This window comes from Fulvimonas sp. R45 (assembly GCF_030504985.1).
In the GTDB taxonomy this organism is placed as follows: Bacteria; Pseudomonadota; Gammaproteobacteria; order Xanthomonadales; family Rhodanobacteraceae; genus Rhodanobacter_A.
In genome coordinates this window covers 1-19302 of sequence record NZ_JASERU010000007.1, presented here as the reverse complement: position 1 = coordinate 19302, position 19302 = coordinate 1, and the positions used below count along the sequence as shown (strand labels likewise).

The window sequence follows — 19302 nt, the reverse complement described above, 5'->3', positions numbered from 1 at the left end:
TCCATGTGATGGCCTTCAGGCATCCCGGGGCGCGGCCAGCGGCGTCAGCAGCAGCGACCAGTCGCGCCCTTCCCAGCCGCGCGCATCGAGGAAGCGGCGGGTGAATTCCAGCGTGCGCTGCGCGCCCAGCGCCGCCACCGGCAGCCGCACCCCGTGCAGGCCGAAGCCGAGCGGCTGGCTGGCGTGGTCGTCCACGCGCTTCCAGCCGTCGCAGCCCAGGTGCAGCACGAACGGGGTATCGGCCTCGACCAGCAGGACGCCGGCGCGCTCCACCGTGCGGCACGGCGCCTGCTCGCGCCAATGCGTTGCTGCCGGCGCGCGCGGCGCGGCGTAGCGGTCGGCCACCGCACGCAGGCGGTCCACCGGCCGGCCGAGGCGGATCGCGGCAATCAGCTTGACCAGCTCGGCATGCGCCCACGCCAGCGGCATCGCGCTGCCGCTGGGGCGGCCGGGGACCAGGTTGCGCTCGGGGATCGGCGCGGCGTCCCACACCTGCTCGGGCAACATGCCGCCCGCGCTGGCGGAGGCGAGGATCGCGTCGAGATAGGGCTTCGGGTCCTTGCCGGCGAGCAGCGCGTAGAGGCCGCGCTCGCCGCTGAGCAGCGGCCAGGCGCGGCCGGTGCCGGTGCCGTCGAAGGCGCTGCCGTCGTCGTGCTCGCCGTAGCCGTCCTCGTTGTAGCGGCGGTAGTACGGGCCGGCGGGCAGGTCCATGCGCAGCACGGCGTCGACCAGGCGGGTGGTGTCGCGGATGCGCGGGTCGTCCGGCGCGCGCAGGCCCATCCGCACCAGGTAGAGGTATTCCAGGCCGAGCAGGTCGCTGGCCGCGATGCATTCGCGGCCGCGGTTGCGCAGCGCCACGTCACCGTCCTGCGCGGTCTGCCCCGGCGGGGCGATGCGCACGTAGTGGCCGCGCGTGCCGTGCCGGCGGTCCAGTTCGGTGTCGCGTGCCCAGGTCCACGATTCGACCCGCGCATTCCAGTCGTCGGCCAGCGACAGCGCGTGGGCGGTGTCGGCCTCGTCCAGGAAGCCGTGCGCGGCGCCGGCGACCAGCGCCGCGATGGCGACGGCGAGGGTGAACGGGTTGATGCCGGGGTTTTCCTCCCAGCGGTCCTGCGCGCTGAACGGGCCGGTGCGCGCCACGAAGCGCAGCGCGCGGCGCACCATCGTGGTGGCCTCGGGGCGCAGGTCGCCCAGTTCGCCCAGCTCATCCAGCCGCGCGGCCAGCAATACCGGCAGCGCGGCCTCGTCCAGCTGCACGCCGCCCCAGTACGGGCGGCCGTCGGCGTAGAAGTTCTGCAGCCAGTGGCCGTCGGGCTGCTGGGTGGCGATCAGGTAGGCGAGCAGCGCGCGCGCCTCGGGGTGATGGCCGCAGGCGAGCATGGCGAAGCCGGACTCGACCGCGTCGCGCGGCCACACCAGGTGGTAGCCGCCCGGGTCGTCGCGGGTGTTGCCCCAGGGCACGCTGAGGCTGGCCACCATCGCGCCGGGGAAGTCGCGGTCGCCGTGGCACTTCAGCACCATCGCGGCGCGGCGCACGGCCTGCTCCAGGACCGGGTCGAGCCCGCCGCAGTCGACGTGCCCGGCCCAGCGCCGCCAGCCGGCGACGAAGGCCTCGCGCGCGGCCTCGAAGCCGCAGGCCAGCGAGGACAGCGCCAGCGTGCGCGCGCCTTCCACGGTATCGGCGAAGCCCAGCGCCAGCACGCCCTCGCCGCTCGCCAGCTCGCCCAGCAGGGCCACGTTGCCGTTGGGCGCGGCATCGTAGTGCCAGCTCATCTCGCCGTTCTGGTGGAAGTCCTGCCAGCCGTCGGAAACGCCCACGTAGCCGGCGCTGGCGCGGCTGAAGCCGCGGTCGGCGGCGAGCAGCAGCGCGGCGCCGGGCTTGGTCGCGGCCAGCCCGTGCGGCTGCACCTCGGCGCTGTTGCCGTGGCCGGAGCCGTCCAGGTGCGGCGCCAGCAGGGCGTAGAGCCTGAGGCCCTTGCCTTCCAGCCGGTAGCGGACCAGCACCACGTCGCGCAGCGGATCGGCCAGCACGTCCAGTTCCAGCCGGTAGCGTTCGTGGCGATGCACGATGGTCGGCAACGGCACGTCGGGCGCGGGCGTGGACAACGCATACTCGCCCACGCGCTTCACCTCGGCCCAGAAGCCGTCGCCGGCGACGATGAAGCCGAGGTCGCGGATCTGCGGCGTGCTGCACGAGGGCCAGTACACCTCGTCGAGGACGCCGTGGCCCACGGTGTACCAGACGCGGCCGGGGCCGAGCGCGGTGCCGACGGCGTCCTTGTCGCTGCTCGCCCAGGTGGGCGACAGCCCCGGCCAGCCGGGCGCGTTCACGCCGTGCCCCCATCCGGCAGGGCGATCGAGCGCCAGTGCTGGCCGCGGTCGAGCAGGCGATTCTGCGTGGATGGGCCCTCGGAGCCGGCGGCGTAGAAGTCCGGCGTGCCGCCCTGCCACGCGCGCAGCACCGGATCGAGCAGGCGCCAGGCCCACTCCACCTCGTCGAAGCGCAGGAAGTGCGAGCGGTCGCCCTCGATCGCGTCCATCAGCAGCTGCTCGTAGGCGGAGAACTCGTGCTCGCCGTCGCGCACATAGGGTGCGCTGAGCGTGACCTGGTGACCATCGAGCTCCAGTCCCGGCAGCTTGGCGTTGGCCAGCAGGTGCATGCCCTGCTCGGGCTTCATGCGGAACACCATCCAGTTGTTGTCCGCCTTCACGCCGCCGGGCAGCGCGCCGGGCACCTCGCGGAACTGCACCGCGATCTCCGAGCAGTCGCTGGCCAGCCGCTTGCCGCTGCGCAGGTAGAACGGCACGCCCTGCCAGCGCCAGTTGTCGATCTCCAGCCGCAGCGCGGCGAAGGTCTCGGTGTTGGAACCGCGCGGGATGCCCGGCTCGCTGCGGTAGCCCGCCAGCTTTTTCCGGCCCAGCGTGCCGGCGCGGTACTGGCCGCGCACGGCGTGCTTGTCCACGTTGCGCGCGTTGATCGGCTTCACCGAGCGCAGCACTTCCACCTTGTGGTCGCGCAGCACGTCGGCATCCCAGCACGACAGCGGCTCGATCGCGGCGAGGCTGAACAGCTGCATCAGGTGGTTCTGCAGCATGTCGCGCAGCGCGCCGGCATGGTCGTAGTAGCCGGCGCGCTTCTCCACGCCCAGCGTCTCGGCGTAGGTGATCTGCACCTGCGCGATGTGCTGCGCGTTCCACACCGGTTCGAGGAAGCGGTTGGCGAAGCGGAACACCATCAGGTTCTGGGTGGCCTCCTTGCCGAGGAAGTGGTCGATGCGCAGGATCTGGCTTTCTTCCCAGTGCGTGTGCATCGCGGCGCGCAGCTTCTCGGCGGAGGCGAGGTCGGTGCCGAACGGCTTCTCCACCACCAGTCGGCGCCAGCCGCCGCGCGGCGCGGCGGCGAAGCCGGCCTCGCCCAGCGCCTGCGAGGCCGGGCCGAACAGCGACGGCGGCAACGCCATGTAGAACAGCGTGGCGGGCGCAAGCTTGTCCTTGATCTTCGCAAGGTCGTTCGGATCGAGCTGGCCGCCCGCGTAGTCGAGCCGCTGGCTGAAGCGCTTCCAGGCCGCCGCGGTGTAGTCCGGCGCGAACGCCTTCAGCGCCTTGTGGATGTGGTCCTCGAAGCGCTGCCGGCTCCAGCCCTCCATCGCATAGCCGAGGATGCGCAGGTCCTTGGTGAGGCCGAGCCGGTGCAGCCGGTACAGCGCCGGCATCAAGAGGCGCTGGGTGAGGTCGCCGGTGGCGCCGAGGATGACCAGGGTGGTGTCGCTCATCGCATGCTCCTTGGTGGGAGCCCGGCCGCGCGTCGGCCGGGCCGGCGGGCCAGCACGGGCCCGCCTCCGCGAGCGGGCCGGCGCGGCCCGTGCGACGGGCGGCGGCCCGCGGTGGAGGTCGTCTAGCTGTCCTTGGCCGCCTTCTCGGCGTGGCCGCCGAAGGCGTGGCGCATCGCCGACATCACCTTGTTCGCGAACAGGTCGTTGCCGCGCGAGGTGAAGCGGCCGAACAGCGCCGAGGTGAGCACCGGCGCGGGGACGCCTTCCTCGATCGCCGCCAGCGCGGTCCAGCGCCCCTCGCCCGAATCGGAGACGCGGCCGGCGTAGTTCGCCAGCGTCGGGTCCTTGCCCATCTCGATCGCGGTGAGGTCGAGCAGCCACGAACCGACCACGCTGCCGCGGCGCCACAGTTCCACCACGTCGTGCAGGGGGAAGTCGTACTGGTAGCGTTCGGGATGCTCCAGCGGCGTGGTCTCGGCGTCGACCACCTGCGCCTGCCGGCCCACGTTGGCGCCGTGCAGGATGTTGAGGCCCTCGGCATAGGCCGCCATCAGGCCGTATTCGATGCCGTTGTGGACCATCTTCACGAAATGGCCGGCGCCGTTCGGGCCGCAGTAGAGGTAGCCGCGCTCGGCGGGCGACGGCTCGCCCTCGCGTCCGGGCGAGCGCGGCGCGGCGTCCACGCCGGGCGCCAGCGCCGCGAAGGCGGGTTCGAGGTGCCGGTAGGCCTCCTCGGGGCCGCCGATCATCTGGCAGTAACCGCGCTCGCGGCCCCATACGCCACCGCTGACGCCGACGTCCACGTACATGATCTGCTTCCCGCCGAGCGCCCTGGCGCGGCGCAGGTCCTCGACGTAGTGCGAGTTGCCGCCGTCGATCACCATGTCGCCGGCGCCGAGCAGCGGCACCAGCGCGTCGAGCACCTTGTCCACCACCGCGGTGGGCAGCATCAGCCACACCGCGCGCGGACCGTCGAGCTGGCCGACCATCGCTTCGAGCGACTCCACCGCCCGCGCGCCCGCCTTGGCCGCCGCTGCGCGGGCGTCGGCGTTGGTGTCGAACACCACGCAATCGACGCCGGCGTCCTGCATCCGGTGCACCATGTTCAGGCCCATGCGACCCAGGCCGACGAAACCCAGCTGCAGCTTCTTGCCGGTGACGCTCATGCGACGTTCTCCCACAGTCGGAATCCGCCGGCGAAGGCGTTGGCGTTGTCGCCGCGGCGCACGCCCTCGGGCAGCTTGTCCAGGTGCTCCACGTTGCCGCCGCCGAGCACCACGTAATCGGGCTCCAGCGCCGCGCGCAGCGCCTCGACCTCCTCGAACACGTGCGCCTGCCACTTCTTCTTGCCGTGGCGCTCGCGCGCGGCCTCGCTGACGTAGTGCTCGTAGTCGTGCTTCTTGTACGGCATGTGCGCCAGCTCCATCGGCTCGACCAGACCGTCCACGATCATCGCCGAGCCCAGCCCGGTGCCCAGGCCGAGGAACAGCATGCGCCCGCCCTGGTAGCTGCCCAGCGCCTGCATCGCGGCGTCGTTGACCAGCTTCACCGGGCAGCCGAAGGCGGCGGTGAAGTCGAAGCCCACCCAGCCCGCGCCGAGGTTGTGCGGCTCGTGCACGATGCGCCCGTGCACCACCGGCGCGGGGAAGCCGATGCTCACCACGTCGTACTGCCAGCCGCGCAGGCGCTTGCGCAGCGCATCCATCATCTGCTGCGGGCCCATCGCCGGACCGGAGTCGATTTTCACTTCCTGCCGCTTGCCGCTGAGCATCGCCTTGACGTGGCTGCCGCCCACGTCCAGCACCAGCACGCGGCGCGCTTCCGGCGCGGGTTTCGCCGCGGCGCGGTGGCGCGCCTTGCGGTACCAGCGGATCGCCGCGTTGGTGGAGGCGTCGTGCGCCAGCGGCTTGCGCGGCGATTCGATCTCCGCCGCCACGCGCTGCGCCAGCTGCTTGCCCAGCTCCACGCCCCACTGGTCGAATGGGTTGATGTCCCAGATCGCCGCCTGCACGAACACGCTGTGCTCGTACAGCGCCACCAGCGCGCCCAGCGCGCTGGGCGTGAGCCGTTCGGCCAGCAGCAGGCTGGACGGCCGGTTGCCCTCGAACACCTTATGCGGGGCCAGCTTCGCCGGCACGCCCTCGGCGCGCACTTCCTTCAGCGTCTTGCCCATCGCCAGCGCCTCGGCCTGGGCGATCACGTTGGCCAGCAGTAGGTCGTGGTGCCGGCCCAGCGGGTTCAGCGTCTCGCCAAAGGCGATGAAGTCGCAGGGGATCAGCCGCGTGCCCTGGTGGATCAGCTGGTAGAACGAGTGCTGCCCGTTGGTGCCCGGCTCGCCCCAGTAGACCGGCCCGGTGGCGCAGTCCACCGCCTTGCCCTCCAGCGTGACGCTCTTGCCGTTGGACTCCATGGTGAGCTGTTGCAGGTAGGCCGGGAAGCGCTTGAGGTATTGCTCGTACGGCAGCACCGCCACCGTGGCGGCGTCGAAGAAGTCGTTGTACCAGACACCGAGCAGGCCCATGATCGCCGGCAGGTTGCGCTCCAGCGGGGTGCCGCGGAAATGCGCGTCCATCGCGTGGAAGCCGGCCAGCATCTCGCCGAAGGCCTCGGCGCCGATCGCGATCATGGTGGACAGGCCGATGGCCGAATCCATCGAGTAGCGCCCGCCGACCCAGTCCCAGAAGCCGAACATCTGCTCGGTGGGGATGCCGAAGGCGTTGACCGCCTCCTCGTTGGTGGACAGCGCCAGGAAGTGCCGGCCCACCGCCCTGGTGTCCTTGCCCGCCGCGGCCAGCAGCCAGTCGCGCGCGGTGTGCGCGTTGGTCATCGTCTCCAGCGTGGTGAAGGTCTTGGAGGCGACGATGAACAGCGTCTCGTCCGGGCGCAGGTCGTGCACCGCCTCGGCGAAGTCGGTGCCGTCCACGTTGGAGACGAAGCGCAGCCGCAGGCTGCGGTCGCTGTAGTGGCGCAGCGCCTCGTAGGCCATCACCGGGCCGAGGTCCGAGCCGCCGATGCCGATGTTGACGATATTTCGGATGGGCCGCCCGCTGTAGCCCTTCCAGTCGCCGGCGCGGATCGTCGCGGCGCAGTCGGCCATGCGCTTCAGCACCGCCTGCACCTCCGGCACCACGTTCTCGCCGTCGACCAGGACGGTGCTGCCGGCCGGCGCCCGCAGCGCCACGTGCAGCGCGGCGCGCCGCTCGGTGGCGTTGATCTTGTCGCCGGCGAACATCGCGTCGCGCTTCGCCTCCAGCCCGCGCTCGCGGGCCAGCGCGAACAGGCGCTTCAGCGTCTCGTCGGTGATGCGGTGCTTGGAATAGTCCAGCCGCCAGCCGGCGGCCTCGGCGGTGTAGCGCTCGGCGCGCCCCTCGTCCCTGGCGAACAGTTCGCGCAAGTGCAGCCTCGACACCGACCTGTGATGCGTTTCCAGCGCCTTCCAGGCCGGGCTTTCGCGCAATGCGCTCATGCCGCCTTCTCCATCCGCTGGCGGATCGTGTCGAGCAGGTCGTTCCAGGACTTCACGAAGGCGGCCGCACCCTCGTCCTGCAGCGTCCCTGCCAGCTCGTCCACGTGCAGGCCCCGCTCCGCGAAGCGCGCCTGCACGGCGCGGGCGGCGGTGTCGTCGGCGTCCATTGGCGCGCCCGGCCTGCCGTGGTCGGCCACCGCCAGCAGGGTCTTCTCGGGCAGCGTGTTGACGGTGAGCGGGGCGACCAGCTGGTCCACGTACAGCGTGTCGCTGGCGTTGGGGTCCTTGGTGCCGGTGCTGGCCCACAGCAGGCGCTGCGGCCGCGCGCCCGCGTTCATCAGGCGCTGCATGCGCGGCGAGGCCAGCATCGCGCGGTAGCGCGCGTACACGCTGCCGGCCACCGCCAGGCCGAGCTGGTTGTGCAGTTCGTCCGGCACCGCCTTGGCCACCTTCGCGTCCCAGCGGCTGATGAAGACCGAGGCCACCGAGGCCACGTCCAGCGACAGTCCTTCCGCCAGGCGCCGCTCCAAGCCTTTCATGTAGGCGTCGGCCACCGCCTGGTACTGCTTCGGCGAGAACAGCAGGGTGACGTTGATCGGCACGCCGCGGTAGATCAGCTCCTCGATCGCCCCCGCGCCGGCGGTGGTGCCCGGCACCTTGATGTAGAGGTTGGGGATGCCGGCGCGCCCGTGCAGCGCCACGGCCTGCTCGACGGTGTGCGCGGTATCGTCGGCCAGCAGCGGCGAAACTTCCAGCGACACCCAACCGTCCACGCCCGCGGTGCGCGCATGCACCGGCTCGAACACCCGGGCCGCCTGGCGCAGGTCGTCGATCGCCAGGTCGAAGAACAGCTGCTCGGGGTCCGTGCCGCCGGCGGCGCGGATCGCGGCGTCATAGTCGCTGCCGCCCTTGATCGCGTGCTCGAAGATGGTGGGGTTGGAGGTGAGGCCGGTGACCACGAGCTCGTCACGGTACTTCTCCAGCGTGCCGGCGCGGAGCATGCCGCGCGTGATGTTGTCCAGCCAGAGGCTCTGGCCGAGCCCGTTCAGCGTGCGGGCCGTGTCTTGCATCGCGATACTCCTTGATTACCCGGAAGGCGCGAAGCGGCGGGCCACGGCTTCACGGGCGCCGGCGGTCTTCGCGGCATGTGGTGGGGACGCACAGGCGAGGCCTGCTCGATCCTAGGGTAGGCCTCCGCGCCGGGCACCCGCAAGGCGAGCCGCACGGGGGCCGGCGCATGCCGCCGAAGAATCTTGCGAAGTGCATCGCGCACCACCTGCCGGCCACACGGCGCCGGACAGCATGACCCGGGTGGCGTCAATGCCGGATGAAGCGGCGGCGGCGCGAAGGCGCGCAGGAGGCAGGCCGTCCCAGGCGGGACGCGGCTTGGGCGGCATTTGGACGTCCAGACGTCCATACGCGAGCCGCGCACCACACGATGCGGGCGGCGCTGAACGGGACGAGGGTATGGTGGCTATGGGTGGACTCGAACCACCGACCCCAGCATTATGAGTGCTGTGCTCTAACCGGCTGAGCTACATAGCCATGGGTGCGCTCCGCCTCGAGGGGCATCGGGCGCGATACCGGGCGGGGCGCGGCAGTGTAATCGCGTCGGCGCCGGCATTCAAGCTTCCCACGCCCTTCGCGGCTTGCCCGCGCTTCGCGCGCTGTGCTTGAATCGGGCCGGAATGTTTCGTGCCGTTCGGCGCCGGGTTCCGGCCCGGCGCGCTGCGAGGAGGCAAGATGGCCGACATCATCGACGCGGATGGCTACCGCCCGAACGTGGGAATCGTGCTGCTGAACGGCGACGGACGGCTGTTCTGGGCCCGTCGCGTGCGCCGCGACGGCTGGCAGTTCCCGCAGGGTGGCATGCGCAGCGACGAGACGCCGCTGGAAGCCATGTACCGCGAGCTGGAAGAGGAAACCGGCCTGGCGCCGCACCACGTGGAAGTGGTCGCGGCCACCCGCGGCTGGCTGCGCTACCGCCTGCCCAGCCGCTACGTGCGCCAGCACCAGCGCCCGCTGTGCATCGGCCAGAAGCAGGTGTGGTTCCTGCTGCGGCTGGTCGGCCAGGAGGATGCGCTGCGCCTGGACGCCAACGAGAAGCCCGAGTTCGACCTGTGGCGCTGGGTCGACTTCTGGTACCCCGCCGCGCACGTGGTGAACTTCAAGCGCGACGTGTACGAGCGCGCGCTGCGCCATTTCGCCCCGGTGGTGGAGGAATTGCTCAGCGTGCGGGTGGGCCACCAGCCCCGGCGCGCGCCGGACCCGGGCGGCGGGCGCGCCGCCGCCTGAACGCCCGTCCGCCCCCGGCACGGGCGATCCAGTTGACAATCATTCGCATTCGCGTTCCAATGCGCGGCATGTACATCTGCCTGTGCAACGCCGTCACCGACCACGACATCCGCCGCCAGGCGGCCGACGGCGTGCGCGGCTTCGCCGAGCTGCAGGCGCGTACCGGCTGCTCGGACTGCTGCGGCTGCTGCGAGTCCGAGGCGCGCGCCTGCCTGCAGCAGGCCGTCGAGCAGCTCGAAGCCGTGCCCGCCCTGCCGGCCTTCGTCGCCGTCGCCTGATTCCCTTCCCGCCGTTGCGCCGCCGGGTGCGGCGCGCGCATGCGCGAACCATTGGCATTTGCGTTCCGTCGCGCCCGCGGCGGAATCCGTATAGTCGCGGCAGGTCATCACGGAGCACGCGCATGAAGGGCGACGCCAAGGTCATCGAATACCTCAACAAGGTGCTCTACAACGAGCTGACCGCGATCAACCAGTATTTCCTGCACTACCGCATGTTCAAGGACTGGGGCTACCAGGAGCTGGCCGAGCACGAGTACAAGGAGTCGATCGAGGAGATGAAGCACGCCGATCGCCTGATCGAGCGCATCCTGTTCCTCGACGGCCTGCCCAACCTGCAGCATCTGGGCAAGCTGCGCATCGGCGAGAACGTGCTGGAGTGCATCCAGGGCGACCTCGACCTGGAGCTGGCCGCCGCCCAGGACCTGCGTGCCGCCATCGCGCACAGCGAGGGCATCGCCGACTACGTCAGCCGCGACCTGTTCAAGGGCATCCTGCACGACGAGGAAGAGCACATCGACTGGCTGGAGACCCAGCAGAGCCTGGTCAAGGACATCGGCGCCGAGCGCTACCTGCAAAGCAAGATGGGCGACTGAGACCGCCCGCCCGGGCCAGGCGGACGGGAACGGCCGCGCGGCGTCCCGATTGCGTGCGGCCGTTCCTTGACGCTGTCGTCCCGGCGCGGCTATACCAACGGTTTTCCACCGGATGGCCGCGCATGCCCTCACGACCGCCGCCGCGCTACGTGGTGCGCCCGCATGACGCCCGCGGGCAACGCCGCCGCCGGCTCTGGCTGGGCGCCGCCTGGCTGGGCAGCCTGGTGGCGGTGGGCGCCGGGGCCACGCTGCTCGGCGGCCACGCCGCGCCGCGCATCATCAGCCACAAGAGCCAGTTGCGAGACCTGACAGCGCAGAATGACGACCTCAAGCAGCAGGTCGCCAACCTGCAGCGTTCGCAGCAGGTCACCGGGATCGCCACCACCGCCTTGCGCAAGACCCTGGCCGATCGCGACGAGGAAATCAGCGGCCTGCGCGCCGACCTGGGCTTCTACTCGCGCCTGCTGGGCGGCAACGCGCCGCGCGAGGGTCTGAAGGTGCAGGAGGTGCGGCTGCAGCCGGTGCCCGGCTCGCGCGCGTGGAACCTCACCATCAGCCTGACCCAGAGCGTGCGCAGCCGCGACGACACCACCGGCGACGCCACGGTGAGCGTGGACGGCCTGCGCGGCGACAAGGTGGAGCAGTTGGCCTGGCCCGCGCTGGGCGACGCCGCGCAGAAGGACGGCCTGCCGTTCCGCTTCAAGTATTTCGAACAATTGCATGCCACGATCGTGCTGCCGGCGGACTTCCGCCCGACCCGGCTGCGCGTCGAGGCCAAACCGGCCGGCGGCGACGCCGTCGCCCGGGCCGTCACATGGAGCGACGCCCTGTCCGGCCACGTCACCATCGCCCAGGGGGGACCCGATGCTCAACCGTAAACGCAACGAACCGGCCCGCGCCGGCCACCAGCCGCACCACACCAGCCTGATCGCCCACGGCACCGTGATCCACGGCGACCTGCGCTTCCGCGGCGCGCTGCACCTGGACGGGCGCATCGAAGGCGCCGTGATCGGCGAGGGCGAGGACGCGGTGTTCACCCTCAGCGAGCAAGGCCAGGTGCAGGGCGAGATCCGCGTGCCGCACGCGGTGATCAACGGCCAGGTGGACGGCGACGTGCACGCCGGCGAACGGCTGGAACTGGCGCCGCAGGCCCGCATCACCGGCGACGTGCGCTACCGCACCCTGGAAATGGCCGCCGGCGCCCAGGTCAACGGCCGCATGACCCATGCCGGCGACGAGGCCCCGCGCGAGCTGCCCGCGCCGGCCGCCCTCACGACCGGATCCGAAACCGAAGCCGCCGCAGCCTGAGCCCGACGCCGGCATCGCGTACGCGCCGGTCGTGGCCGCCGGCGCATCGCGCTATGCTTGCGTCCGCCCCGCCGCGACCGCATATCCCTCCGATGGAAACCATCGTCCCCATCCCCGACTACCGCCAGGCCGGCGCTCCGCTGGTGTTCACCGAGGCCGCCGCGCACAAGGTGCACGAGCTGATCGAGGAAGAAGGCAACCCCGCGCTGAAGCTGCGCGTGTACATCAGCGGGGGCGGCTGCTCCGGCTTCCAGTACGGCTTCACCTTCGACGAGGCGCAGGCCGAGGACGACTTCGCGCTGCAGCGCGAGGGCGTCACCCTGCTGGTCGACCCGCTCTCGCTGCAATACCTGACCGGCGCCGAGATCGACTACAGCGAAAACCTCAGCGGCGCGCAGTTCGTGATCCGCAACCCGAACGCCAAGACCACCTGCGGCTGCGGTTCCTCGTTCTCCGTCTGACGCATGGCCGCGACGACGCCCAACACCTTCGCCGGACTAAGCCTGGTGCTGGACCGCATGGCCGAACGCCGCGACGACGCCGGCTGGCTGGCCACGCAGGCCGCCTCGCCGGACGCCCGCTACCTGTTGCTGGACGGCGCGGGTGCCGCGCTCCTGCACGGCGACCGCGAGGCCCTGCGCTGGCTGACCGTCGCCGAACGGGCACGCCTGCTCGATGGCCAGCCGGCCAGCCTGCTCGGCCTGGCCGACGACCGCCCGCACTTCCTGCTGGCGCTGGACGACGACGCCCGCGCGGCCGAACTGGAAACCGCCCTGGGCGCGCGCCGCATCGGCCTGCGCGAAGCCGGCCTGCTGCTGCCCGCCGACGAGGCCGGCCTGTTCGCCTATGCCAAGGGCCTGGCGCACTGGCATCGCGAGACGCGCCACTGCACACGCTGCGGCGCGCCGCTCGCGGTCGTCTCCGCCGGCCATCGCCTGCAATGCACCGACCCCGCCTGCGGCCGCCTGCACTTCCCGCGCACCGACGCGGCGATCATCGTGATCGTGGAACACGGCGGCGCCTGCCTGCTCGGCCGCCAGGCCGGCTGGCCGCCCGGCCGCTACTCCACCCTGGCCGGCTTCGTCGAACCCGGCGAGGCGCTGGAAGACGCGGTGCGCCGCGAAGTGTGGGAAGAAGCCGGCGTCGCCGTGGGCGAGGTGCACTACCACTCCTCGCAGCCGTGGCCGATGCCCGCCTCGCTGATGGTGGGCTTCACCGCCTTCGCCACCTCGCCCGCCATCGCCCCGCGCGACGGCGAGCTGGAGGACGCGCGCTGGTTCACCCCGCGGCAGATCGTCGACGGCCTCGCCGACGGCAGCCTGCGCACGCCGACCCGGCTGTCCGTCTCCTACCACCTGCTCGCCGACTGGCTGCGCGAGCGCGCCGGGCTCGATCTCGACCGGCTGGTGGCCGCCGCGCCGGCCGGGCGCTGAACCCAAGGCGCACGGCGTGAAAGGCGGGCGCCCCTTCCGCACGCAGGGCCCGGACGTGACGACAACGCCATGAACTTCGCCATGCACGGCCGGTCCCAGCTCCACGCCCGCCACGCAGGGATCGATGCCGGTGCACGACCCCGACCAGTCGGACCATGGCACGTCACCGCGACATCCCGCCTCCGGCAAGAGCCGGCCGCCTTGGCGCGACATCGTGCGCCAGGGCACGGCACTCGGCCTCGCGCTGGCGCTGCACCTGGCCCTGCTGGCCCGGGTACTGAGCCTGGCGCCGGCCCCCTGGTCGGAAACGGCACGCCAAGTGGACGAACCGGCCCGCGATGACGCCTTGCAGCTCACATTCCTGCGCAGGCCGGCCATGGCTTCCGCCGCGCAGGCCATCACGCCGCCCCACCTGCCGCCACAGCGGCGCGTAGCGGCAACGCATCCGCAACCTGCGCCACCGCGGCCGGCAACGCCTGTACCACCCGGCCAACCGCCGCATATCAGCCTGCCACCCGTACCCGATGGCGCCGATGCCGCCTACCACCCGGGAAGCTTCCGCGACGCGCTTGAAGAAGCCCGCCATCCCAGACCCGCCTTCCGCCTGCCCGGATCGGCCGCCGTATCGCGCGTGCCGGGTATCCGCCTGCGCGCGCCACCGCCCAGCCTGAAGCAGGTCGTGCGCATGATCGGGCAAAGCCAGGCCTGCTACGCCATGCGGACGGATCTGACGCACGGCATGGCCCGCTTCCTCACGCCCGGCCAGGTAGACCGCAGGCTGGAGGCCGAAGGCTGCGGCCCGCAGGCCAGCAAGGAAGACGACGACCCCGGCCTCAACGCGGCGGCCGAGCGCTTCATCTCCGGCCACTGACGCACCCGCATCCCGGTGGCCGTCGCGGCGCGGCGCATGCCATACAATGCGCATCGTCCCAGCAAGCCCGTCGTCGCCATGGCCATCCGCCTGCTCGCCGCCCTCATCGCCCTCGGCCTGCTGCACCTGCAGCCACGGCTCGCCTGCTGGCGCGGCGACGGCGGCTTCCGCCGCTGGGTGGCGCAACTGGCCGACACCAGCGGCAGCGGGCGCGTCGTGCTGGCGCTGATTCCGCCGCTGGCCTTGTGCCTGCTGGTCGTCTGGCTGCTCGGCCTGTTGCCGCTGGCGAACCTGTGGCAGCTGGCATTCGCGCTGGCGGTGCTGCTGTACGGCTTCGGCCCGCACGCCTACGAAGCGGACCTGGAAGCGGTGCTGCAGGCGCCCGACGGCGCCCGCCGCGTGGCGGCCGCACAGGCACTGGGCGAGGATGGCGAGCCGGTGGCCTGGCGCGCGGAGACGCTGGGCGAGGCGGCCATCTACGCCGCGCTGCGCCGGCGCTTCGGCGTGCTGCTGTGGTTCTTCCTGCTCGGGCCGTTCGGCGCGCTGCTGTACCGGCTGGCGCGCACGCTGGGCCGCGACGACACGCTGGGCCTGGACGCCGGCGCCCGCGCCACCGCACGGCACCTGGCCAATGTGCTGGACTGGCTGCCGGCGCAGTTGCTGGTGTTCGCGCTGGCCCTGGTCGGCCATTGGGAAGCGGTGATCGGCGCGTGGCGCCGCTGGCACCAGCAGGCCCGGCCGGAAGACTGGTACCGCGTCGGCCCCGGCTTCCTGGGCGCCGCCGCGCGCGCCGACATCCTCACCGACATCGAGGGCGGCGACGGCTACGTCGAGGAACGCAGCGACCCGCTGCTGGAACTGCGCCGCCTGCGCTCGGCCCTGCTGCGCGCCCTGCTGGCGTGGCTGAGCGTGGTGGCGCTGATCGTCATCGCCGGCTGGTGGCGCTGAGAATCGCGCCCGGACCTACGCCTTCTCCCCGCGCAACTCGCGCACCCGCGCCTCCAGCGCCGCGGCGCTGGCCTGCTCCGGCGGCCGCGGCGCATCCACCACCAGTTCCACCCGGGCGCGGAAGCGCCGCGGCAGGCGCGCCCGGCCCAGCGCGGAATCGCGCCGGCTCCACATGCTGCCCCACAGCCCGCGCAACGCCATCGGCACCACCGGCACCGGGCGGCGCGCGAGGATCTTCTCCACCCCCGGGCGGAACGGCGCAATCGCACCGTCACGGGTCAACGCACCCTCGGGGAAGATGCACACCAGCTCGCCATCGGCCAATGCCGCGTCGATGTCGTCGTACGCCTGCTGCAACACGGCGGGATCCTCCTTCTGCCCGGCGATGGGGATGGCCTTCGCCGTCCGGAACAGGAACCGCAGCAGCGGGATGTTGAAGATCCGGTAGTACATGACGAAGCGCGCCGGGCGGCGCAGGTTTGCCATCAGCAGCAGCGGGTCCACGTAGCTGACGTGGTTGCACACCAGCAGCGCCGGCCCTTCCTCGGGAACGTGCCGCAGGCCGTCCGCGCGCACCCGGTACAACGTGCGGGTGAGCAGCCAGGTGACGAAGCGCAGGATGAATTCCGGCACCAGGGTGAAGATGTACGCCGCCACCAGCACGTTGAGCAGCGCCGCGGCGAGGAAGATCTGCACCGCGTCCAGCCCCAGCATGCCCAGGCCCAGCCCGAAGCCCGCCGCGGCCACGATCAGCACCGCGTTCATGATGTTGTTGCCGGCGATGATGCGCGACAGCTTCTCGCGCGGCGCGCGCGCCTGCACGTAGGCGAACAGCGGCACCACGTAGAGACCGGCGAAGGCGCCGATCAGGGTGAGGTCGAGCACGATGCGCGCGCTGCCCGGGCCACGCAGGAAGGCCAGCCAGTCCAGCCCGCGCACCGGCGCCACGCCATGCCGCGCGAAGTACAGGTCCACCCCGAACACGGTGAGCCCGAACGCTCCCAGCGGCACCAGGCCGATCTCCACCCGCTTGCCGGAAAGCTTCTCGCAGGCCAGCGCGCCCAGGCCGCTGCCGATCGAGAACAGCGTCAGCACCAGGGTGTAGACCGTGTTGTCGCCGCCCAGCGTCTCGCGCGTGTAGATCGGCAGCTGCGCCACCAGCACGGTGCCGAAGAACCAGAACCAGGAAATGCCCAGCACCGCGTTCCACACCGCGCGGTCGGCATGGGTGATGCGCAGCACGCGGGCGGTCTCGCCGAACGGGTTCCAGTTGATCTTCAGCGCCGGCGCGGTGGCCGGCGCCGGCGGGATCGCGCGGCAAACCAGGTAGCCCACCACCGCCACGCCGATGGTGACGCCGGCCGACAGCCACGCCCCGATCCCGGCCACGCCCATCAAGGTAGTGCCCGCGATCATGCCCAGCAGGATCGCCAGCTGCGTGCCCATCTCCACCAGCCCGTTGCCGCCGACCAGCTCGGCCGGCTTCAGCGCCTGCGGCAGGATCGCGTACTTGATCGGCCCGAACACGGTGGAGTGCAAGCCCATCATGAACAGCACCACCAGCAGCAGCGACACGTGGTGGGTGATGAAGCCCGCCGCGGCCACCGCCATCGCCAGGATCTCGAACAGCTTCACGAAGCGGATGATGCGCGTCTTCTCGAACTTCTCCGCCAGCTGCCCCGCGCTGGCCGAGAACAGGAAGAACGGCAGGATGAACAGCGCCGGCGCGAAGTTGGTGTAGATTGAGGCCGCGCGGTCGTCCAGCCCCAGCTGGAACGCCACCAGCACCAGCAATGCATTGCGGAACGCGTTGTCGTTGAACGCCGCCAGCGCCTGCGTCCAGAAGAACGGCGCGAAGCGGCGCTGGCCGAACAGGGCGAACTGGCTCATGCGGGGTCCGTGCTTCGATGGTGGCGCCAAGAGTAGCCGGAAAGGCGCTTCCGCCTCACGCCCAGAAATACCTCGTCAGATGGAAGAAGACCGGCGCGGCGAAGCAAACCGAGTCCAGCCGGTCCAGCACGCCGCCATGGCCTTCGATCATATGACCCCAGTCCTTGATGCCGCGATCGCGCTTGATCGCCGACATCACCAACCCGCCCAGAAAACCCATCAGATTGATCACCAGCGCCATGCCCAGCGCGCCGAAGAACGAAAAGGGCGTTATCCACCACAACAGGCCACCCAGCAGACTGGCTGAGGCGACGCCGCCGATGAAACCCTCCCAGGTCTTGGACGGCGACAGTACCGGCGCGATCGGCCGCCTTCCGCACAACTTGCCCCATACGTACTGCAGCACGTCAGAGGACTGCACCACGATCACCAGGAACGCGATCAGCAACAACTGCCGGTGCTCGTAGTTGGGAATGTTCAGCGTCAGCAGTGCAGGTACGTGCGAAATGCAGAACACGCTGATCATCAGCCCCCACTGCACCTTGGCCGCGCGTTCCAGGAAGCCCGTGGTGTCACCGCCGGAGGCAGCCAGGATCGGCAGCAGCAGGAACGCATAGACCGGGATGAAGATGGCGAACATGCCGTACCACGCAATGCCCACCAGGACATACTGGATCGGCAGCACCAGATAGAACGCGGCCACCAGCGCCCAGTAATCGCCGCTGCGCGTGGGCAGCAGGGTGATGAATTCCCTTAGTGCCAGCAGCGAGACCAGGAAGAACAGCACCAGCACACCGGGCTTGCCGAATACGAAGGCCGCGCCGACCAGGGCCGCCATGACCCACCAGGCATTGACGCGCGCATTGAGGTTGTCGATCGTGGCTCGCTTGCCGGGCGGCGCCCGGTGCGCCAACACACGCCCTACCAAGGTGGCGATCAGCAGTACCACACCGATGCCCAGGAACAGCAGCACGGCCTGTGCATGCGAACTCATGTGCGACATCATGCATTCTCCGGTGCCAACGCGAGCAGGGCTCTGCGTGCGCGTTCCAGGAACTGCTGCTTGTCCTCGCCCTCCTCCAAGCCGAATGGGGCGCCGAAGCGTGCCGTGCATAGCAGCGGCAACGGGATAAGCCGCCCCTTGGGCATCACCCGGTTGAGGTTCTCCAGCCACACCGGCACCAGTTCCAGCCCTGTGCAGCGCGCCGCGAGGCGATACAGGCCGCTCTTGAACGGCAGCACGCCTTCGCCTGGATTGCGCGTACCCTCGGGAAACAGGATCAGCGCATCACCTGCCTCGATCGCTGCAGCCATCTGGGCGATCGGATCCTCCGTGCGCTGCGCGCCGTCGCGCTCGACCAGCACGCCTTTGAACACCCGCCCGATCAGGTAACGACGCAGTGCGCCACGACGCCAGTACTCCGCCGCTGCGACCGGGCGTGCCTGCGCACGCAACGTCGGCGGCAACGCCGACCAGATCAGCACGAAATCGCCATGGCTGCTGTGGTTGCCGTAGTACACCCGGCGCCCCGGCGCGAGCCTTCCACTCCAGAACACGCGGCTGCCGGTGAGCAGACGGATGAACCCGGTCAGCGACCGGGCGACCAGGGGTTCGAGCATGCAGCCTCCATGAGCAACCTCACGACCAGTACAACGCGTAGATGACGATCCAGGCCCGACGTCCCCCCGGTTTTGAGTAGCACGGCCGTTTGGAGTCCAATCCCCCAACCGAAGGAGATTGGACGTGAAGAAGCGCTTTTCCGAAGAACAGATCATCGGCTTCCTGCGTGAGGCGGATGCCGGCCTGCCGATCAAGGAGCTGTGCCGCAAGCACGGCTTCAGCGAGGCCTCCTACTACCTGTGGCGCAGCAAGTTCGGCGGCATGAGCGTGCCGGACGCCAAACGCCTGAAGGAGCTGGAGACGGAGAACATGCGGCTGAAGAAGCTGCTGGCTGAGCAGATGCTTGAGAACGAGGTGATCAAGGACGTTCTGCGAAAAAAACCGTAGGCGCACCGGCCCGGCGAGCGTTGGTGCGCCAGATGATCGACAAGGGGTTGAGCGAGCGGTGCGCGTTGCGCGTGGCTGGCATGAGCGCCAGCGCGTACCGGTATCAGGCGCAGCCGGACCGCAACGTGGCGCTGCGACGGCGGATCGTGGAGCTGGCGCAGCGGCACAAGCGCTACGGCGTGGGGATGATCCACCTGAAGCTTCGGCAGGAAGGCGGCGAGCCGGTGAACTACAAGCGCGTGGAACGGCTGTATCGGGAGGAACGGTTGCAGGTACGCCGACGCAAGCGGAAGAAGGTGCCGGTGAGCGAGCGGCAGCCACTGTGTCGTCCATCGGCGCGCAACGAGGTGTGGTCGATGGATTTCGTGTTCGATCGCACCGCCGACGCCCGCGTCCTCAAGTGCCTGACCATCGTCGACGACGCCACCCATGAGTCGGT

The 19302-nt window shown here is 70.7% G+C and carries 17 protein-coding genes, 1 tRNA gene and 1 pseudogene; 10 read left to right on the top strand and 9 right to left on the bottom strand.

Annotated features, from left to right (window positions below; all coding sequences use genetic code 11):
* Positions 1-15 precede the first annotated feature (15 nt).
* From QMK61_RS08345 to QMK61_RS08315, 6 genes are all read right to left on the bottom strand, one after another.
* Positions 16-2331: a glycoside hydrolase family 15 protein gene (locus tag QMK61_RS08345; RefSeq protein WP_302071729.1), complete on the bottom strand. Its 2316-nt coding sequence runs from the start codon at positions 2329-2331 to the stop codon at positions 16-18.
* Positions 2328-3773, bottom strand: a complete 1446-nt coding sequence (gene zwf, locus QMK61_RS08340; protein ID WP_302071728.1) for a glucose-6-phosphate dehydrogenase — start codon at positions 3771-3773, stop codon at positions 2328-2330. The genes QMK61_RS08345 and zwf overlap by 4 nt, the downstream gene beginning before the upstream one ends.
* 122 nt (positions 3774-3895) lie before the next feature.
* Positions 3896-4918 (bottom strand): phosphogluconate dehydrogenase (NAD(+)-dependent, decarboxylating), encoded by a 1023-nt coding sequence (gene gnd, locus QMK61_RS08335; RefSeq protein ID WP_302071912.1) that lies wholly within the window; start codon positions 4916-4918, stop codon positions 3896-3898.
* A gap of 17 nt (positions 4919-4935) precedes the next feature.
* Complete coding sequence (gene pgi / locus QMK61_RS08325; protein WP_345783625.1) at positions 4936-7239, bottom strand: glucose-6-phosphate isomerase; 2304 nt, start codon at positions 7237-7239, stop codon at positions 4936-4938.
* Entirely contained in the window at positions 7236-8309 is a 1074-nt protein-coding gene (tal, locus tag QMK61_RS08320) for a transaldolase (RefSeq protein ID WP_302071727.1), read from the bottom strand. The genes pgi and tal overlap by 4 nt, the downstream gene beginning before the upstream one ends.
* 398 nt (positions 8310-8707) lie before the next feature.
* Positions 8708-8784 (bottom strand) — tRNA-Met (locus tag QMK61_RS08315).
* A gap of 207 nt (positions 8785-8991) precedes the next feature.
* Here QMK61_RS08315 and QMK61_RS08310 point away from each other — a divergent pair.
* From QMK61_RS08310 to QMK61_RS08270, 9 genes are all read left to right on the top strand, one after another.
* Complete coding sequence (locus tag QMK61_RS08310) at positions 8992-9534, top strand: RNA pyrophosphohydrolase (protein ID WP_302071910.1); 543 nt, start codon at positions 8992-8994, stop codon at positions 9532-9534.
* Between the two features lie 68 nt (positions 9535-9602).
* Entirely contained in the window at positions 9603-9812 is a 210-nt protein-coding gene (locus QMK61_RS08305) for a (2Fe-2S)-binding protein (protein ID WP_302071726.1), read from the top strand.
* Between the two features lie 122 nt (positions 9813-9934).
* Positions 9935-10405 carry a bacterioferritin gene (gene bfr / locus QMK61_RS08300; RefSeq protein ID WP_302071725.1) on the top strand — a complete coding sequence of 157 codons (471 nt, stop codon included), beginning with the start codon at positions 9935-9937 and terminating at the stop codon, positions 10403-10405.
* Positions 10406-10527: 122 nt separating this feature from the next.
* Positions 10528-11283 (top strand): DUF6776 family protein, encoded by a 756-nt coding sequence (locus QMK61_RS08295; RefSeq protein ID WP_302071724.1) that lies wholly within the window; start codon positions 10528-10530, stop codon positions 11281-11283.
* Entirely contained in the window at positions 11270-11713 is a 444-nt protein-coding gene (locus tag QMK61_RS08290; RefSeq protein WP_302071723.1) for a polymer-forming cytoskeletal protein, read from the top strand. Before QMK61_RS08295 ends, QMK61_RS08290 begins: the two co-directional genes overlap by 14 nt.
* A 92-nt stretch (positions 11714-11805) precedes the next feature.
* A complete protein-coding gene (gene erpA / locus QMK61_RS08285; protein WP_302071722.1) occupies positions 11806-12174 on the top strand; it encodes an iron-sulfur cluster insertion protein ErpA in 369 nt (122 codons plus the stop codon).
* 3 nt (positions 12175-12177) lie between these two features.
* Positions 12178-13146, top strand: coding sequence for an NAD(+) diphosphatase (gene nudC / locus QMK61_RS08280; protein WP_302071721.1), 969 nt, complete (start codon positions 12178-12180; stop codon positions 13144-13146).
* Positions 13147-13270: 124 nt separating this feature from the next.
* Entirely contained in the window at positions 13271-14017 is a 747-nt protein-coding gene (locus tag QMK61_RS08275) for a hypothetical protein (RefSeq protein ID WP_302071720.1), read from the top strand.
* A 78-nt stretch (positions 14018-14095) separates the two neighbouring features.
* Positions 14096-14965, top strand: coding sequence for a beta-lactamase induction protein (locus tag QMK61_RS08270; protein WP_302071909.1), 870 nt, complete (start codon positions 14096-14098; stop codon positions 14963-14965).
* Between the two features lie 15 nt (positions 14966-14980).
* Here QMK61_RS08270 and QMK61_RS08265 read toward each other — a convergent pair whose 3' ends face one another.
* From QMK61_RS08265 to QMK61_RS08255, 3 genes are read right to left on the bottom strand one after another with little or no spacing between them, the layout of a single operon-like run.
* Positions 14981-16855: an MFS transporter gene (locus QMK61_RS08265; RefSeq protein WP_302071719.1), complete on the bottom strand. Its 1875-nt coding sequence runs from the start codon at positions 16853-16855 to the stop codon at positions 14981-14983.
* A 55-nt stretch (positions 16856-16910) separates the two neighbouring features.
* Positions 16911-17858: a phosphatidate cytidylyltransferase gene (locus QMK61_RS08260; protein ID WP_302071908.1), complete on the bottom strand. Its 948-nt coding sequence runs from the start codon at positions 17856-17858 to the stop codon at positions 16911-16913.
* On the bottom strand, positions 17858-18475 hold the full coding sequence (locus QMK61_RS08255) for a lysophospholipid acyltransferase family protein (protein WP_302071718.1): 618 nt from the start codon (positions 18473-18475) through the stop codon (positions 17858-17860). The genes QMK61_RS08260 and QMK61_RS08255 overlap by 1 nt, the downstream gene beginning before the upstream one ends.
* A gap of 124 nt (positions 18476-18599) precedes the next feature.
* On the opposite strand from QMK61_RS08255, the pseudogene QMK61_RS08250 reads away from it, so the two are divergent.
* A pseudogene (locus QMK61_RS08250) lies at positions 18600-19302 on the top strand (transposase); the annotation flags it as partial.

What these genes read in the sequence shown, in the direction of transcription:
- bfr (WP_302071725.1), top strand. Translation starts at nt 9,935, where the DNA reads ATGAAGGGCGACGCCAAGGTCATCGAATACCTCAACAAGGTGCTCTAC.
- QMK61_RS08265 (WP_302071719.1), bottom strand. Translation starts at nt 16,855, where the DNA reads ATGAGCCAGTTCGCCCTGTTCGGCCAGCGCCGCTTCGCGCCGTTCTTC.
- QMK61_RS08295 (WP_302071724.1), top strand. Translation starts at nt 10,528, where the DNA reads ATGCCCTCACGACCGCCGCCGCGCTACGTGGTGCGCCCGCATGACGCC.
- tal (WP_302071727.1), bottom strand. Translation starts at nt 8,309, where the DNA reads ATGCAAGACACGGCCCGCACGCTGAACGGGCTCGGCCAGAGCCTCTGG.
- erpA (WP_302071722.1), top strand. Translation starts at nt 11,806, where the DNA reads ATGGAAACCATCGTCCCCATCCCCGACTACCGCCAGGCCGGCGCTCCG.
- QMK61_RS08260 (WP_302071908.1), bottom strand. Translation starts at nt 17,858, where the DNA reads ATGTCGCACATGAGTTCGCATGCACAGGCCGTGCTGCTGTTCCTGGGC.
- QMK61_RS08305 (WP_302071726.1), top strand. Translation starts at nt 9,603, where the DNA reads ATGTACATCTGCCTGTGCAACGCCGTCACCGACCACGACATCCGCCGC.
- pgi (WP_345783625.1), bottom strand. Translation starts at nt 7,239, where the DNA reads ATGAGCGCATTGCGCGAAAGCCCGGCCTGGAAGGCGCTGGAAACGCAT.
- QMK61_RS08275 (WP_302071720.1), top strand. Translation starts at nt 13,271, where the DNA reads ATGCCGGTGCACGACCCCGACCAGTCGGACCATGGCACGTCACCGCGA.
- zwf (WP_302071728.1), bottom strand. Translation starts at nt 3,773, where the DNA reads ATGAGCGACACCACCCTGGTCATCCTCGGCGCCACCGGCGACCTCACC.
- QMK61_RS08255 (WP_302071718.1), bottom strand. Translation starts at nt 18,475, where the DNA reads ATGCTCGAACCCCTGGTCGCCCGGTCGCTGACCGGGTTCATCCGTCTG.
- nudC (WP_302071721.1), top strand. Translation starts at nt 12,178, where the DNA reads ATGGCCGCGACGACGCCCAACACCTTCGCCGGACTAAGCCTGGTGCTG.
- QMK61_RS08270 (WP_302071909.1), top strand. Translation starts at nt 14,096, where the DNA reads ATGGCCATCCGCCTGCTCGCCGCCCTCATCGCCCTCGGCCTGCTGCAC.
- QMK61_RS08290 (WP_302071723.1), top strand. Translation starts at nt 11,270, where the DNA reads ATGCTCAACCGTAAACGCAACGAACCGGCCCGCGCCGGCCACCAGCCG.